Raw genomic sequence first — 14,658 nt, 5'->3', positions numbered from 1 at the left:
CCTCCGTCATGCACTCCTGCAGCGTTGCGCTTCCGCCAGGACGTGCCAAGGCCACGAATCGGACCTTGATTGCTGCATCGGTTCTTCCTTAGCCCGATTCCGATTAAGGAATTATGCAGCAGCCCGAGATTTCAACCTTTTCAGCCACATGGCGGATGGCTGCGCCACCCGCAACCCGTGTCGCCCGGCTCTGCGGCTTTATTACGGCGCAAGGCCCAAGGGTCAGGAATTGCGCTTCAGCAATTCCTTGACCAGCTGCTCGGTGATTTCGCCCGTCGGCTCCTGGCCGACCGACTTCTGGAAGGCCTTGATGGCGGCGACGGTCTTCTTGCCCATCTGGCCATCCGGCTTGCCAGCGTCAAAGCCGTTGTTGTTGAGGATCGCCTGGATGTTGCGGACCGCCTTGCTCATGTCGACGCTGGCGGTCTTGTTGGCCGGGCCAACCCAGGCATCCGGAACGTCGACGCTGTTTGCCTTGGCGTCGACCGGCTCAGCCTTCCAGGCTTCCGCCTTGGCCTTGGCGCTTTCGAGCTGCTCCGGCTTCATCGCCTTGGCAACTTCGTCGCGCTTGGCGCCGGCATCGAGATCGCCTTCGCGGGCAGCCGCCGAGAACCACTTGTAGGATTCCGTCAGGTCCTGCGGCACGCCGTTGCCACGGGCGTAGAGAACCGCAAGGTTGAACTGGCTGTCGCGGATGCCGAGCTCGGCCGCCTTCGCAAACCACTTCGTTGCCTCGTTGAAGTCAGGCGCGCCATCGCGGCCGCTTGCCAGCATCACCGCGAGGTTGTGCATGGCGCTGGCGTTGCCCTGGCCAGCGGAAGCGATATAGAGCGCCTTCGCCTTCGCCGCGTCGCGCGTCACGCCGGTGCCCTTCTCGTAGAGGGTCGCGAGGCGGTACTGTGCCGGCACGACACCGGCATCGGCGGCGCGCTGATACCATTTGGCGGCTTCAGCCATGTTTTCCTGAACACCACGGCCCTCGGTGAAGCGCACGGCGATTTCGTAGAAGGCGAGCGGGTCGCCGCCCTTGGCCGCGGTCACCAGCGCGACCGGACCGAAACCTTCCGGCAACACGACGTCGGTGGGCACAGCGGCAGCAGCTGTCGTCGCCGGGGTCATCGCGGCGCCATCGGCCGGCGCGCTGGCGAGCGAAGCGTTCGCCACCGGCGACGCTGCGGCCGGAGCCGGCTGGAACTCGGTGACCGGCGTCGGCGTCTCGGCGACGGGCGCAAGCATCGGCGCCTTGTCTTCGGGCGTTGCAAAGGTGGTCGTCGGCACGGTCGTTGCCGTCACCGCGATCGAGGCCTCGGGAAGCTTCACGGGCGTTTCGACGGAATCGAGCGGTGTCGCAACGGCCGTCTCAGACTCGGTAACCGGTGCTTCCTGCGCCGCGACGGTCGTGCCCTGCACCAGATGGTCGTCGGCGGCCTTGAACTCGGCTGCCTGCGGAGTGACCGTCTGCTCGATGACCGCGACCGGTTCGACCGGCATCTCGTCCTTGTTCAGCATCGAGCTGACCAGCGGGTAAGACATGATCGCCAAAAGGACGGCGCCGACGGCCATGAGGATCGGCCGGCGATGGCGGGCGAAGGCGCCGCCGATGCCGGACGTCGCGGCCTTTTCGCCGGTCTTGTTGAGGGTGTCGGTCTCTTCGACGGCAAGCTGGGCGGCGCGGCGGGCGGCGGCGATGAAGTCCGATTTGTCGCCATCGGCCGGTTGGATGCCTGCTTTGTTCATCTGCCCGGCGCGCACGCGTTCCAGGATCTTCTTCACGTCGGGAACGCCGGAGCCCGGCTCGAGCAGCTGGTTCGCTTCTTCCGGCGCGAGCATTTCGGAGGGATCGATCGACGGGGTCGGCTCTACGAGCTTGCGTGCCTGTTCCGGCGCCGGTTCCGAGCGCTTGCCGGAAAAGCGCCGGGTGAGGCCGGCGAGCAGGCCGGTGCGGGCGGCGGCAGCCGGCTCGCGCTCTTCTTCGAGCTCGACGGTCGAAATCTGCGCATCGTCGGCAAGGGCTGTTGCCGGTTCGGCGGGTTGAACCGCGACGGCCTGGTCCTCTGCCTGGAGGGCACGGACATTGCGCTGCAGGTCGTCGTAGCGATCATCAAGATCGCCGCCACCGAAGGGGTCGTGGAACTCCGGCTGTGCGGCGCGCGGCATCTGAGCCGCTTCGCGCACCACCGCCATGGCAGGCTGCGCCGCCATTGCCGGCTCGCGGTTTTCGATGCGCTCCAGCTTGTCGGCAATGTGGACGAGCGTTTCGTGCAGCGCCTCGAAGGTGCGCGCAGTCCGCTCTTCGCTGGAGCGGCTCAAGTCCTCAAGCGTCCTCAAGTCTTCGGCGAGTGCCGAGATCGCTGCCAGATCGCCACCGGCGGAGGCCTGCGAAGGACCGTTCTTGGAATAGGCTTCCATCACAGCTTCGGCGGCCTGGCGCGCGGCTTCCACGATGTACTCGTCGCTGGTCGAGAAATAGTCCTCGAGCGCGGTCATGCGGCTTTCGTAGTCGACGGGCATGGCGCTTTGGGCGACGTCCGCCCGCGGCTGGCTGACCAGCGTCGACAGGTTGGCAATCTGGGCTTCAAGATTCTGAAGTGCTGCGCGGTCGTCGAACGGCGCGGCGTAGGTCTCTTCCAGACGCTGCGCGATACCGACCAGGCGATCTTCCAGCCGGTCGAAGCGCGGATCGGACGCGGGCTGGGCGCCATGGGTGTCAAGCTCGTCAATCCGGCGGGCGAGATAGTCCAGCCGCTCGGCGAGCGCATCGTTGACGCTGCCCTGGTCGAGAGCTTCGATCTTGCGGGAAATGTCCGACAGGTAATCGTTGAGGTCTGACTGCGCGGTCCTGCTGCTGCGCTCCATCATCAGCGACAGCTGGTCCAGCCGCTCTTCCAAGCGGGCAGCCGCCTTTTCACCGGCGAGATCCTCGACCCGGACGGTCAAGGCTTCGAGGCGCGCACCGAGCCCGCCGTCGTTCGGGCGCGACAGGCTGTCGATCTGGCGGGAGAGATCGCCAAGCCGGCTTTCCAGGCGATTGACAAAGCCGGAATCCAGCCCGGACGTCGTGCGAGTGTTGGCCGCGATGGCGCGGCTGATTTCGTCGAGACGGCTGTCGAGATCGGCAAACTGCGAGACGAGGCGGCGATCGTCCGGCTGGATCTGGCGACCGAGCATTTCGATCGCCTGGGCGACGGCGATCAGCTTGTCTTCCAGCGCGTCGACGGCGGAGCTTCCCTGGAGCGAGCCGATCTGCGACTTGATTTCGTCCAGGCGATAGGCGAGCGCGACCAGTTCGTCGTCGCGGTTCTGATCAAAGGCGATCAACCGGTCTTCGACACCGCTCCAGCGGTTTTCCATCCGGCGCATGCTGTCTTCGCGCGCGAGACCGTCGATCATCGCGCGCAGGTCGTCAAAATCGCCGCGCAGCGCATCGGCCTGGGCGGGCGATGCCTGGCGGCCGAGATGCTGGATGCTTTCGGCAAGGCGCTGCATGTCGCCGCGCACGTCTTCGGCAAAGCTGTGATCCTGCGCCTGCGCCTTGATGCCGCGAATTTCGGTGCGCAGCGAATTCATCTCGCGCGTCAGGCCGTCAGTGATGTCGCGCTTCAGGTCCTGGCGCAAACCGACAAGCGCTTCGGCGATATCGTTGACCGCGGAGGCGGGCCGCGGAGGTTGGTTGTGAAGCGGTTGCTGGCGCGGCTCTTCGACGTAACGATCGGAGATCGGGCGCTCGGAAACAGGTCGTTCGGGGGCATAACGTTCCGGCTCGCGCTGCGGCATCCGGTCGCGAAGCGTCGGGCGCTCGCGCGAGGTGCTGAGGCTGCGCTGGCGCTGCATGATTTCGGCGACGGCATCGCGGGGCGAGGCCGTTTCCCGCACGGGTTCGCGGGCGGGCTGGCGCTCGGGCGGCCTTGGCGCCGGGTCGCGGGCCGTGCCGCTCATCAGGCCTTCGATCCGCGCCTCCAGTCCTTCGATGGTGCGGTTCAAGGCGTCGAGCGACGGCCGCTCGCTATAGGACTGGCTGCCTGCGCGCTGAGGATTTGATCGCAATCCGCTCATGTTGTTCTTCGCCCCTGTCGTCGGCCATCTCGAAAGTCGTCACGGAAGAAAACTGCTTTCTTCACCCCTGTGGCGCTTCCGACGCGGGCAAAACTACAACGATGCGACGCCAGGACAGGTTGCAGCTTTGACCATCTCAACACGCACCTTTCACGAAACGTGGTAAACAAGCGGTTAACCTGCGGATGATTTTTTAACGATTTGGCAGGATCGTGCGAAGTTGAGGCGCCGCGGTGCCGCCGACCTCCCCCACACACCACCAAACTGCACGACACGCAATTTTTGACGTTTACGCAAACGTCAAAATTTTGTAGCATCCGGCCAACGATGCGAGACCGCCCTGGAGCATCCCGCTGTCCCGTGGAAGCACGGGAGGGAGACGATGCCCTGGAATCAATGAGGATGGCGGCGCATCCGGCATCCTGCAACCGGGCGTCGACGACGAGAGACGGCAGCCCGAAGCACCAAAGGCGAGGAAAGAATGCCCATCTACAAGGCTCCGGTCGACGATACCCTCTTCATCCTGAACGACGTGCTCGGCATCGAGCGCTACAACAACCTGCCCGGATTTGCCGATGCGACGCCCGACATGATCGAAGCGATCGTCGGCGAAGCTGCCAAGCTTGCCGAAGAAGCCCTGTTTCCGGTCAACCTTTCCGGCGACCAGGAAGGCTGCAAGCGTCGCGACGACGGTTCGGTCAGCGTGCCGAAGGGCTTCAAGGAAGCCTTCGACCTCTACCGCGAAGGCGGCTGGCTTGGCCTTGCCGTGCCCGAAGAATTCGGTGGCCAGGGCCTGCCCTATACGCTGCACACCGCCGTCGGCGAATACATGTCGTCGGCCAACATGGCACTGACCATGTATCCGGGCCTCACCCAGGGCGCGATCGCCGCGATCCTCGTGCATGGCACGGACGAGCAGAGGCAGGCCTACCTGCCGAAGATGGTTGCCGGCACCTGGACCGGAACGATGAATCTCACCGAGCCGCATTGCGGGACGGACCTCGGCCTCCTGCGCACGAAGGCAGTGCCCACCGGCAACGGCGCCTACAAGATCTCCGGCCAGAAGATCTTCATCTCTGCCGGCGAACACGACATGTCGGACAACATCATCCATCTGGTGCTCGCCCGCATTGAGGGCGCGCCCGAGGGTGTGAAGGGCATTTCACTGTTCATCGTACCGAAGTTCAAGCTTGATGCCGCCGGCGAGCCGGGCGAACGCAACGGTGTTTCTTGCGGCGCGATCGAACACAAGATGGGCATCCACGGCAACTCGACCTGCGTCATGAACTATGACGAGGCCGAGGGCTATCTCATCGGCACGGAGAACAAGGGCCTCAACGCCATGTTCGTGATGATGAACGAGGCGCGCCTCGGCGTCGGCCTGCAGGGTCTCTCGATTGCTGAAATCGCCTACCAGAATGCCGCCAACTATGCGCGCGACCGCATCCAGGGCCGTTCGCTCTCCGGCCCGAAGGCGCCGGACAAGAAGGCCGACCCGATCATCGTGCATCCGGACGTGCGCCGCACCCTGATGACGATCAAGGCCTTCAACGAAGCCGGCCGCGCCTTCACGCTCTGGACCGCGCTCAAGTCCGACATCGCCCACCGCTCCGACAATGATGCCGACCGCCAGACGGCCGACGACCTCCTCGGCCTGATGACGCCGATCCTGAAGGGCGTACTTACCGACAAGGGCTTCGACCATGCCGTCATGGCGCAGCAGATGTTCGGCGGTCATGGCTACATCGAAGAACACGGCATGAGCCAGTATGTCCGCGATGCCCGCATAGCGATGATCTATGAAGGCGCAAACGGCATCCAGGCGCTCGACCTCGTCGGCCGCAAGCTAGGCCTCAACGGCGGCCGCGCCGTCATGGCGCTGTTCAAGGAGATCGGCGATTTCTGCGAGGAAAACCGCAGCAACGAAAAGCTCGCCGCCTATACCAAGGCGCTGAAGAAGGGCCTCAACGACCTGCAGGCGGCCACCATGTGGTTCATGCAGAACGCGATGGCCAAGCCCGACAATGCCGGCGCCGGCTCGACCGACTACATGCACCTCTTCGGTCTCGTCGTCCTTGGTTACATGTGGGCGAAGATCGCCAAGACCGCCGAGGAAAAGCTTGCCTCTGGCGAAACGGCGCGCGCAGACTATCTGAAGAACAAGCTGATCACCGCGACCTTCTTCATGGAAAGGATCCTGCCGGAAACGGCCCTGCGCAAGGCCCGCATCGAAACCGGCGCCGACACGCTAATGGCGCTTGATGCGGCCGCTTTCTAATCCCGCCGCGGGTTCGATCTAAAATGTTTTGACGGGCAGCACCTGACGGTGCTGCCGAAAGGGAGATGAGACATGACGAAAGTCTTCGTTTACGACCACGTGCGCACACCGCGCGGCCGTGGCAAGAAGGACGGATCGCTGCACGAAGTGCCGTCCGTTCGCCTGGCAGCCAAGATGCTGGAAGCGGTGCGTGACCGCAACGACCTCGACACCTCGACCGTGGACGACATCATCATGGGTTGCGTCGATCCTGTGATGGACGCAGGCGCGGTGATCCCGAAGGCTGCCGCCTTCGAAGCCGGTTATTCGACCCGTGCGCCTGGCATGCAGATTTCACGCTTCTGCGCCTCCGGCCTCGACGCCGTCAACTTTGGCGCAGCCAAGATCGCCCAAGGCGCCGACGACATCGTGATTGCCGGCGGCGTTGAATCGATGTCGCGCGTCGGCCTCGGCATGTCGGGCGGCGCCTGGTTCATGGACCCCTCGGTCAACTTGCCGGCCTTCTTCATGCCGCAGGGCGTTTCGGCCGACCTGATCGCCACCAAGTACGGTTTTAGCCGCGACGACGTCGACGCCTATGCGGTCGAAAGCCAGAAGCGTGCGGCGCACGCCTGGGAACAGGGCTACTTCAAGAAGTCCGTCGTGCCCTTCAAGGACCAGAACGGCCTGACCATCCTCGACCGCGACGAGCACATGCGTCCGGGCACCGACATGCAGGCGCTCGCTTCGCTCAACCCGTCCTTCCAGATGCCGGGCGAAATGGGCGGCTTCGAAGCCGTCGGCATCCAGGCGCATCCTGAAATTGAGAAGATCAACTACGTGCACCACGCCGGCAACTCCTCGGGCATCGTCGATGGCGCTGCTGCCGTGTTGCTCGGCTCCAAGGCCGGCGGCGAAAGCATGGGCCTGAAGCCCCGCGCCCGCATCCGCGCCTTCGCCAACATCGGCTCCGACCCGGCACTGATGCTGACCGGCCCGGTCGACGTCACCGAGAAGCTTCTGAAGCGCGCCGACATGAAGCTGTCGGACATCGACCTCTTCGAGCTCAACGAAGCCTTCGCGGCCGTCGTGCTGCGCTACATGCAGGCCTTCGACATCCCGCACGACAAGATCAACGTCAACGGCGGCGCGATCGCCATGGGCCATCCGCTCGGCGCAACCGGCGCGATGATCCTCGGCACCGTGCTCGACGAACTGGAGCGCCGCGATCTCAACACCGCGCTCGTCACGCTCTGCATCGGCGCCGGCATGGGCACGGCCACGATCATCGAAAGGGTCTGACGATGGACGTGATGCGCCGCACCCTTCTCGGAGTGATGGGCCTGGGGCTGCTTGCAGCCGCGGGCTGCGTCTCCGACGAGGAGGAAGGCGGCGACAGCTTCACGCTCACCGGTGCGATCTCCAATGTCGCGAGCGGCCCGGTTCCGGCCGGCACCGTCACGATCCGGCTCGAAGAGCAGGGCGTGATGGACGTCGCCGCCAAGCTGATCGCCGAGACTTCGGTCGTCAGCGACGGCAAGGCCACCCGCGTGCCCTTCGTGCTGCAGGTGCCGAAGCCCGAACTCGACAAGGCTGTCGACGCGGGCTTCACCATCCGCGTCGAGCGCGACGGCCGGCTGATCGCCACCAACACCAGCAAGCAACGTTACAGCGGCGGATCGAACGTCTCGCTGCAGATCGAACCCATTCTCTACTGAGGGGGAGAACCATGACGAAGTATACCAATTTCAAGATCGAGACCGACGCTGACGGCATCGCGCTCGTCACCTGGGACATGCCTGAGAAGTCGATGAACGTCTTCACTCAGGAGGTGATGGAAGAGCTCAACGCCATCGTCGACCAGACCACGGCCGACGCAGCGGTCAAGGGCGTCGTCTTTACGTCCGGCAAGTCGAGCTTCTCCGGCGGCGCCGACCTTTCGATGATCAAGTCGATGTTCACCTTCCAGCAGGAAGAAAAGAAGAAGGATCCGGATAACGCCGCCCAGAAGCTCTTCGACCTCGTTGGCCGCATGACCGGGCTCTTCCGCAAGCTCGAAACCTCGGGCAAGCCATGGGTATCGGCGATCAACGGCACCTGCATGGGCGGCGCCTTCGAGCTTTCGCTCGCCTGCCACGGCCGTGTCGCGTCGAATTCCAAGTCGGTCAAGATCGCGCTGCCGGAAGTCAAGGTCGGCATTTTCCCGGGCGCCGGCGGCACCCAGCGCGTGCCGCGCCTGACCAATGCGCAGGACGCGCTGCAGATGATGACGACAGGCTCGTCGCTGACGGCAGCCCGCGCCAAGGCGCTTGGCCTGGTGCATGAAGTCGTCGATGCCGACAAGCTGGTCGACGCGGCCAAGGCGATGATCAAGAACGGCCTGAAGCCGGTCCAGCCGTGGGACGAAAAGGGCTACAAGGTTCCGGGCGGCGGCATCTGGACGCCGGCTTCGGCCCAGCTCTGGCCGGCCGCTTCCGGCATCCTGCGCCGCGAGACCTACGGCAACTATCCGGGCGCCGTCGCGATCCTGAAGTGCGTCTATGAAGGCCTGCAGGTACCGTTCGACACGGCGCTCAAGATCGAGCAGCGCTACTTCACCGAGATCCTTCAGACGACCGAAGCCTTCTCGATGATCCGCTCGCTGTTCGTCTCGATGCAGGAACTCGGCAAGGGCGCCCGTCGTCCGGCCGGCGTGCCGAAGTCCGAATTCAAGCATGTCGGCGTCGTCGGCGCCGGCTTCATGGGCGCCTCGATCGCCTATGTGACGGCTGCTGCCGGCATTGCGGTGACGCTGATCGACCGCGACATGGAAGCGGCCGAAAAGGGCAAGGCGCATTCGGAAGGCCTGGTCAAGGATTCGATCGGCAAGGGCCGCCTGACCAAGGAAGAGGGCGAGGCGCTGCTTGCCCGTATCACCCCTTCGGCCGACTACAATGACCTGAAGACCGCCGGCCTCGTCGTCGAAGCGGTGTTCGAGGATCGCCAGGTCAAGAAGGACGTGATCGAGAAGGTGGAAGCGGTGATTGCCGAAGACGCGATCTTTGCCTCCAACACCTCGACGCTGCCGATCACCGGTCTTGCCAAGAACTCCAAGCGCCCGGGCCAGTTCATCGGCGTCCACTTCTTCTCACCAGTCGAGAAGATGATGCTGACGGAAGTGATCCTCGGTAAGGAGAGCGGCGACAGGGCGCTCGCCGTGGCACTCGACTATGTCGCGGCGATCAAGAAGACGCCGATCGTCGTCAACGACACCCGCGGCTTCTACGTCAACCGTTGCGTCTTCCGCTACATCCACGAAGCCTATGACATGCTGATCGAAGGCGTGCCGCCGGCGATGATCGAAAATGCCGCCAAGATGGCCGGCATGCCGGTCGGCCCGCTGTCGCTCAACGACGAAGTGGCGATCGACCTCAGCCAGAAGATCCTCAAGGCCACCGTCGCCGACCTCGGCGAAAAGGCTGTCGATCCCAAGCACCTGGCGCTGATCAACAAGATGGTCGACGATCTCGACCGTCGCGGTCGCAAGAACGGCAAGGGCTTCTACGAGTATCCGGCCAAGCCCGCCAAGAAGTATCTGTGGCCGGAGCTGAAAACCCTCTATCCGCAGAAGAACGCAGACAAGATCGATGTCGAGGTGCTGAAGCAGCGGCTTCTCGCGACGATCGCGCTCGAAGCGGCCCGCACCATGGAAGAAGGCATCGTCACCGATCCGCGCGAAGCAGACGTCGGCTCGATCCTCGGTTTCGGCTTTGCTCCCTACACCGGCGGCACGCTCTCCTACATCGACGGCATGGGCGTGAAGGCCTTCGTCGAGATGTGCGAGACGCTCGCCAAGGATTATGGCAACCACTTCAAGCCGACGGCACTCCTCAAGGAAATGGCCGAACGCGGCGAGACCTTCTACGGCCGCTTCGACCCCTACGGCGAGAAGAAGCAGGCGGCGTAAGGTTCGCTCAATAGCATTGGAAGCAGGCCCCCTCGAGGGCCTGTTTTCGTTTGAGCACGGCCTGCTCGAGGCCCTTGCCGGCTTAGCGCCCACCCGGCCGCCATCACTCTGTTACGGTTGTGGTGCTAGGCCTGCGCGGATTGAACCACACTCCATGACGAAGCCATGACCAAAGCCGCCCTCCGCCCCGCCGTCCCCGGCGACGAACCCTATCTGCACTGGCTGGAAGAAGCCTGCATGCGCAACTATGCGATCGCGCTTTGGGGCAGCTGGCGGCCTCGGCTGGCGGATGCACTCATCCTCGGCGAGCATCGCATCATCGCCGTGGGGCACGAGGATGTCGGCTGCGTATCTGTCACGCGGCGCGAGGACCATTTCTGGGTGAACAAGCTTTACGTCGCGCCCGGTCACCAGAAGTGCGGCTACGGTGCGATCGCGCTTCGCCAAGTGCTCGGTGAAGCAAGGGCGATCGGCCTGCCCGTGCAGCTCAGCGTGCTGACGACCAATCCGGCGGTGGCGTTCTACCGCCGCGAAGGTCTTGTGATCTATGAAGAAACCGCCGAGCGGCGCTTCATGACGTCTGACGCGCGTTAAGCTTATCAGCATCTTCTGATTGACGCTCTTCGCGCGCAGGCGCATCCTCCGCGAGGTCAGAGGGGGACACGCCATGAGCGAGCCTGATCTCTATCTTCTTGGGCGCGCCGGGCCCGAAGAAGAACGCCTGAAACGACAGATTGCCAATCTCGCCCCTGATTCCGACCAGCAGCTCGAACGGGTCGGAATCCGGCCGGGCGAACGCGTCGTCGATCTTGGCTGCGGCCCCGGTGGGGTTCTGCACCTACTTGGCAAACGCGTCGGGCCAAACGGATCGGTGCTCGGCATCGAACGCGATCCGAATTTTGTCGAACTCGCCCGCCGTTTCGTTGCCGGCCATGCGCTCCCCCAGGTGGATGTGCGCGAGGGCGATGCCTATGCGACAGGCCTGCCGCGCCGTTCCTTCGACGGCGCTCATATGCGGCTGGTGCTCGTCAACGTGCCGCGGCCAGAGCTGATCGTGCTCGAAATGGTGTCATTGGTACGGCCGGGTGGCTGGATCGCGAGCTTCGAGGCCGATTTCCTCGGACATATCTGCGATCCGCCGCTTGCCGCCTGGGACCGGCTGCTTGCCGCCTATGTCGCCTATTCCGCCGCCAGAGGCATCGACCTCAATATCGGTCGCCGGCTGCATCGTCTGTTCCGGAACGCCGGTATCGAGGCGATATCCGTCGACGCGGTCGAGCATGTCTATCCGCCGGGTCACGACCGCCGGCCGATCCTTCGGGATTTCATCGACAATGTCCGCGGCGGGCTTGTCGCCGAAGGCTTCATCGGCCAGGCCGAGCTCGATGCCGATCTGAAAGCACTCGACCAGCATCTTGCCGACCCAAACGTGCTCGTGACCTCACACATGTTCTTCCGGCTGACCGGCCGTGTTCCCGAGGCGCTCGTCATCCAAGCATGACGACGATTTCCGTCCGTCCCGTATCTCTAAGCGGCGGCACCGGCGCGCCGATGCGCCAGTCGTTCGCCGACGATGATCAGCAGGCCAGCCGCAAAGATCAGCCCGGCGCCGGCAAAGACGTTGGTGGCCGGAACGTCGCCCCAGATCAGGAAGCCGAGCCCGAAGGCCCAGACGAGCGAGGTATATTCGAACGGCGCGATCACCGAGATCGGTGCCCGGCGCATGCCCTCGAACAGCGCGTACTGGGCGATGCCGGCGATGACGCCGGTTCCGGCCATCAGCGCGACGTCGAAGAGCGCCGGCGGTGTCCAGAAAAAGCCGACGGCAAGCCCGGTCATGGCGATGAAAAAGACGTTGGAGATCGTCATCTGCACCAGGGTCGTTTCCTGAAGTGCCGTCTTGCGCAGCATCACCGTGCCGATCGCCCAGAAGACGGCGGCGATAAGCGCCAGGAACACCGGCAGCGACAGTTTCATGCCGGTGCCGAGCGGATCGCAGGCGATGAGCACGCCGACGAAACCGATGAACACGGCGAACCAGCGGATCGGCGGAACGTCCTCCTTCAGGATCGGTACAGCAAGCAGCGTCACGATGATCGGCGCGGCGTAGTAAAGGGTGGTCATCTCCGCCAGGCCGAGGTCGCGCGCCGCGTTGAAATAGGAAAGCCACGCAGCGAGCAGCAAAAGATTGCGCACGAAGAGCGGTTTGATCACCGGCGACGAGATGGCGCTGCGCACCAGCTTGCCGCGACCGATCACAAGGCAGAGCAGGAGAATGGTGATGCTGCGGGTAAACAGGATCTGCCAGACCGAGTAGCCGACGACCAGCCATTTGACCGACGCATCCTGCAGCGAAAACAGGAAATAGGAAAACGTCGTCATGACGATGCCTGACAGGACGGTCTTGTTCATGGGAGCCTCGATCACGCCGGCGGGAGGAGAAGCGGCGGAGCCCGTCTGATAGCGCGGCCGCGACGGGCGCGGAAGGGGCATGTCGGGGCGGCGCTGTGGCGATTTCTTGGGGTGGCTTGCACCACGGATCGGACAGCAAGCTTGATGGAGATCAAGAACCGGCGCTTGCGCCGCTGCTAGAAGGCAGCGATAACGACCATGAAACTCGGGTCCCAACGACATGCAGCCGCTCGCCTTTGCCCTTGCCGCCCTCGTCCTGCTCGCGACGCCCGGTCCGACGAATACGCTGCTTTGGCTCTCCGGCGCATCGGCCGGGCTTCGCCGGTCGCTGCCGCTTTTGACCGGCGAGCTCGGCGGCTATCTCGCGGTGATCATTCCCGCCGTCGCGTTGCTCGCACCGTTCCTTGCCGCCCATCCGAACCTCGGCCTGGCGCTGAGGCTCATTGCCGCCTGCTGGGTTCTCTACCTCGCCTATGCGCTCTGGACGACCGATGCCGAGCGCAGCGAAGGTGTCGTCATCTCCATCCGACAAGTCTTCCTCACGACGCTGCTCAATCCGAAAGCCCTGATCGTCGCCCTGGTGCTGTTGCCGCAGACAGGACTGGCAGCCGTCTGGCCCTGGATCGCCGGCTTCTCCCTGCTGGTCATCGCCGCCGGGTCGACCTGGATCGGGGCCGGCGCCCTGCTGGTGCAGATGTCCAAGGGTCTTTCGGCTTCGCACCTGCCGCGCCGGATCGCCGCCGTCTGCCTCACGCTCTTCTCCGTCGGCATCGCCGGCAGCGCGATCGCCGCCATGCACTAGCAAAAATCCCGGAGGACCAGCACGTGTCCTCCGGGAATCGATCGCTATGCGCGGCCAAACGTTGTGCCTCAGGCAGCAACCGCCTCGCCGAGTTCCTTGGCCAACGCCCCCATCAACTCTTCCCAGCCTCCGCGGCGGTACTCGAGCTTGTCGAGCCCGTCGAGGAAGGCCACCTGTTCGGTAAAGACGAGGCGCGTTCCGGTGCCCGCAGGCTGGATATCGACCGTGGCGACGGAGGCAGAAATCCGCCTGTCGTTCTGCGTCATCGTATAGGCAAAGATGATCCGGCGGTTCTCGACGATATCGAGATAGACGGTATCGTCGTAATAGGTCGTCCCGTCGTCCACGCTGAAGCGACCGCTTTCGCGGCCGCCGACGCGGAAGTCGTGGGTGATCTGCGCCCCGGCTTCGACGTTGACGAACCAGCGCTCCTTTGCGGCTGGCTCCGAGAACGCCCTGAACACCTCAACCGGTGTCGCCTTGAAGTTGCGTTCAATGGTGAAGCTCGAATGTTCCACGGATCTGTCGATCATGTCCTGCCTCCTCTGGGTTGGAAATTGATGGCTTATACACAACTGGTTTCGATTATGAACTGCTATAATTTTGAAATCAGTTGAACGTTAGCGTCAGTGATGCGATAATGCAAGCGGTTTTAAAGAGGTGCCAATGAAGGACGACATGCGCTCGGGTTGCCCGATCAATCTTTCGCTCGAAGTGTTCGGCGACAAATGGAGCCTGCTGATCATTCGCGACATGATCTTCGGCGGCAAACGGCACTTCCGGGAGCTGCTGCGATCGCAGGAGGGTATCTCATCGAATATCCTTGCGGATCGGCTGAAGATGCTGGTCGAACAGGGAATGCTGACGAAGCGCGACGACCCCACGCACAAGCAGAAGGCGATCTACAGCCTGACGGAAATGACGATTGCACTCGTGCCGATCATGGCCCAGCTCGGTGCCTGGGGACGGCGCTACCTGCCGGTCAGCGAAGAGCTCAGCATTCGCGCCGAACTCATGGAGAACGGCGGCCCTGCGCTCTGGGATCGCTTCATGGACGAGCTGCGGCACGACCATCTGGGGATGCCGCTCGATGGCCCGCCGCGGGTGCGCGCCACGCTCCAGGCCGCCTATGAAGAGGTGGTCGCCAGGAAGGCGCAGGAAAAGGCGACGGCCTGACGCTCGCCCGGC

Annotated in this window: 11 protein-coding genes; 8 read left to right on the top strand and 3 right to left on the bottom strand. The window is 63.8% G+C overall.

Going from position 1 to position 14,658, the window contains the following annotated elements:
• Positions 1-222 precede the first annotated feature (222 nt).
• On the bottom strand, positions 223-4,053 hold the full coding sequence (locus AC3WVQ_RS00940) for a peptidoglycan-binding protein (protein WP_090295011.1): 3,831 nt from the start codon (positions 4,051-4,053) through the stop codon (positions 223-225).
• 481 nt (positions 4,054-4,534) lie between these two features.
• On the opposite strand from AC3WVQ_RS00940, the gene AC3WVQ_RS00935 reads away from it, so the two are divergent.
• The 6 genes from AC3WVQ_RS00935 to AC3WVQ_RS00910 all read left to right on the top strand — a co-directional run bounded on the left by AC3WVQ_RS00935 (position 4,535) and on the right by AC3WVQ_RS00910 (position 11,757).
• A complete protein-coding gene (locus AC3WVQ_RS00935; RefSeq protein ID WP_090295012.1) occupies positions 4,535-6,331 on the top strand; it encodes an acyl-CoA dehydrogenase C-terminal domain-containing protein in 1,797 nt (598 codons plus the stop codon).
• A 72-nt stretch (positions 6,332-6,403) separates the two neighbouring features.
• Positions 6,404-7,612 (top strand): acetyl-CoA C-acetyltransferase, encoded by a 1,209-nt coding sequence (locus AC3WVQ_RS00930; RefSeq protein ID WP_034797134.1) that lies wholly within the window; start codon positions 6,404-6,406, stop codon positions 7,610-7,612.
• An 11-nt stretch (positions 7,613-7,623) separates the two neighbouring features.
• Positions 7,624-8,028 carry a YbaY family lipoprotein gene (locus AC3WVQ_RS00925; protein ID WP_162727257.1) on the top strand — a complete coding sequence of 135 codons (405 nt, stop codon included), beginning with the start codon at positions 7,624-7,626 and terminating at the stop codon, positions 8,026-8,028.
• Between the two features lie 11 nt (positions 8,029-8,039).
• Complete coding sequence (locus tag AC3WVQ_RS00920; protein ID WP_090295014.1) at positions 8,040-10,256, top strand: FAD-dependent oxidoreductase; 2,217 nt, start codon at positions 8,040-8,042, stop codon at positions 10,254-10,256.
• Between the two features lie 165 nt (positions 10,257-10,421).
• Entirely contained in the window at positions 10,422-10,850 is a 429-nt protein-coding gene (locus AC3WVQ_RS00915) for a GNAT family N-acetyltransferase (protein ID WP_090295016.1), read from the top strand.
• A 73-nt stretch (positions 10,851-10,923) separates the two neighbouring features.
• A complete protein-coding gene (locus tag AC3WVQ_RS00910; protein WP_110818530.1) occupies positions 10,924-11,757 on the top strand; it encodes a methyltransferase domain-containing protein in 834 nt (277 codons plus the stop codon).
• A gap of 26 nt (positions 11,758-11,783) precedes the next feature.
• On the opposite strand, the gene AC3WVQ_RS00905 is transcribed toward AC3WVQ_RS00910, so the two are convergent.
• Positions 11,784-12,668, bottom strand: coding sequence for a DMT family transporter (locus AC3WVQ_RS00905; protein WP_090295019.1), 885 nt, complete (start codon positions 12,666-12,668; stop codon positions 11,784-11,786).
• A gap of 220 nt (positions 12,669-12,888) precedes the next feature.
• On the opposite strand from AC3WVQ_RS00905, the gene AC3WVQ_RS00900 reads away from it, so the two are divergent.
• Positions 12,889-13,470, top strand: coding sequence for a LysE family translocator (locus AC3WVQ_RS00900; protein WP_090295020.1), 582 nt, complete (start codon positions 12,889-12,891; stop codon positions 13,468-13,470).
• Positions 13,471-13,538: 68 nt separating this feature from the next.
• Here AC3WVQ_RS00900 and AC3WVQ_RS00895 read toward each other — a convergent pair whose 3' ends face one another.
• A complete protein-coding gene (locus AC3WVQ_RS00895; protein ID WP_090295021.1) occupies positions 13,539-14,003 on the bottom strand; it encodes an SRPBCC family protein in 465 nt (154 codons plus the stop codon).
• A 133-nt stretch (positions 14,004-14,136) separates the two neighbouring features.
• On the opposite strand from AC3WVQ_RS00895, the gene AC3WVQ_RS00890 reads away from it, so the two are divergent.
• The gene (locus tag AC3WVQ_RS00890; protein ID WP_060581860.1) at positions 14,137-14,646 is read left to right on the top strand and encodes a winged helix-turn-helix transcriptional regulator; all 510 of its coding nucleotides are present in this window, start codon (positions 14,137-14,139) and stop codon (positions 14,644-14,646) included.
• Positions 14,647-14,658: the final 12 nt, after the last annotated feature.

This window comes from Ensifer sp. EB106-05-01-XG146 (assembly GCF_058791875.1).
The sequence above is the reverse complement of the archived record's forward strand: the minus strand, read 5'-3'. Positions and strand labels throughout refer to the sequence as shown.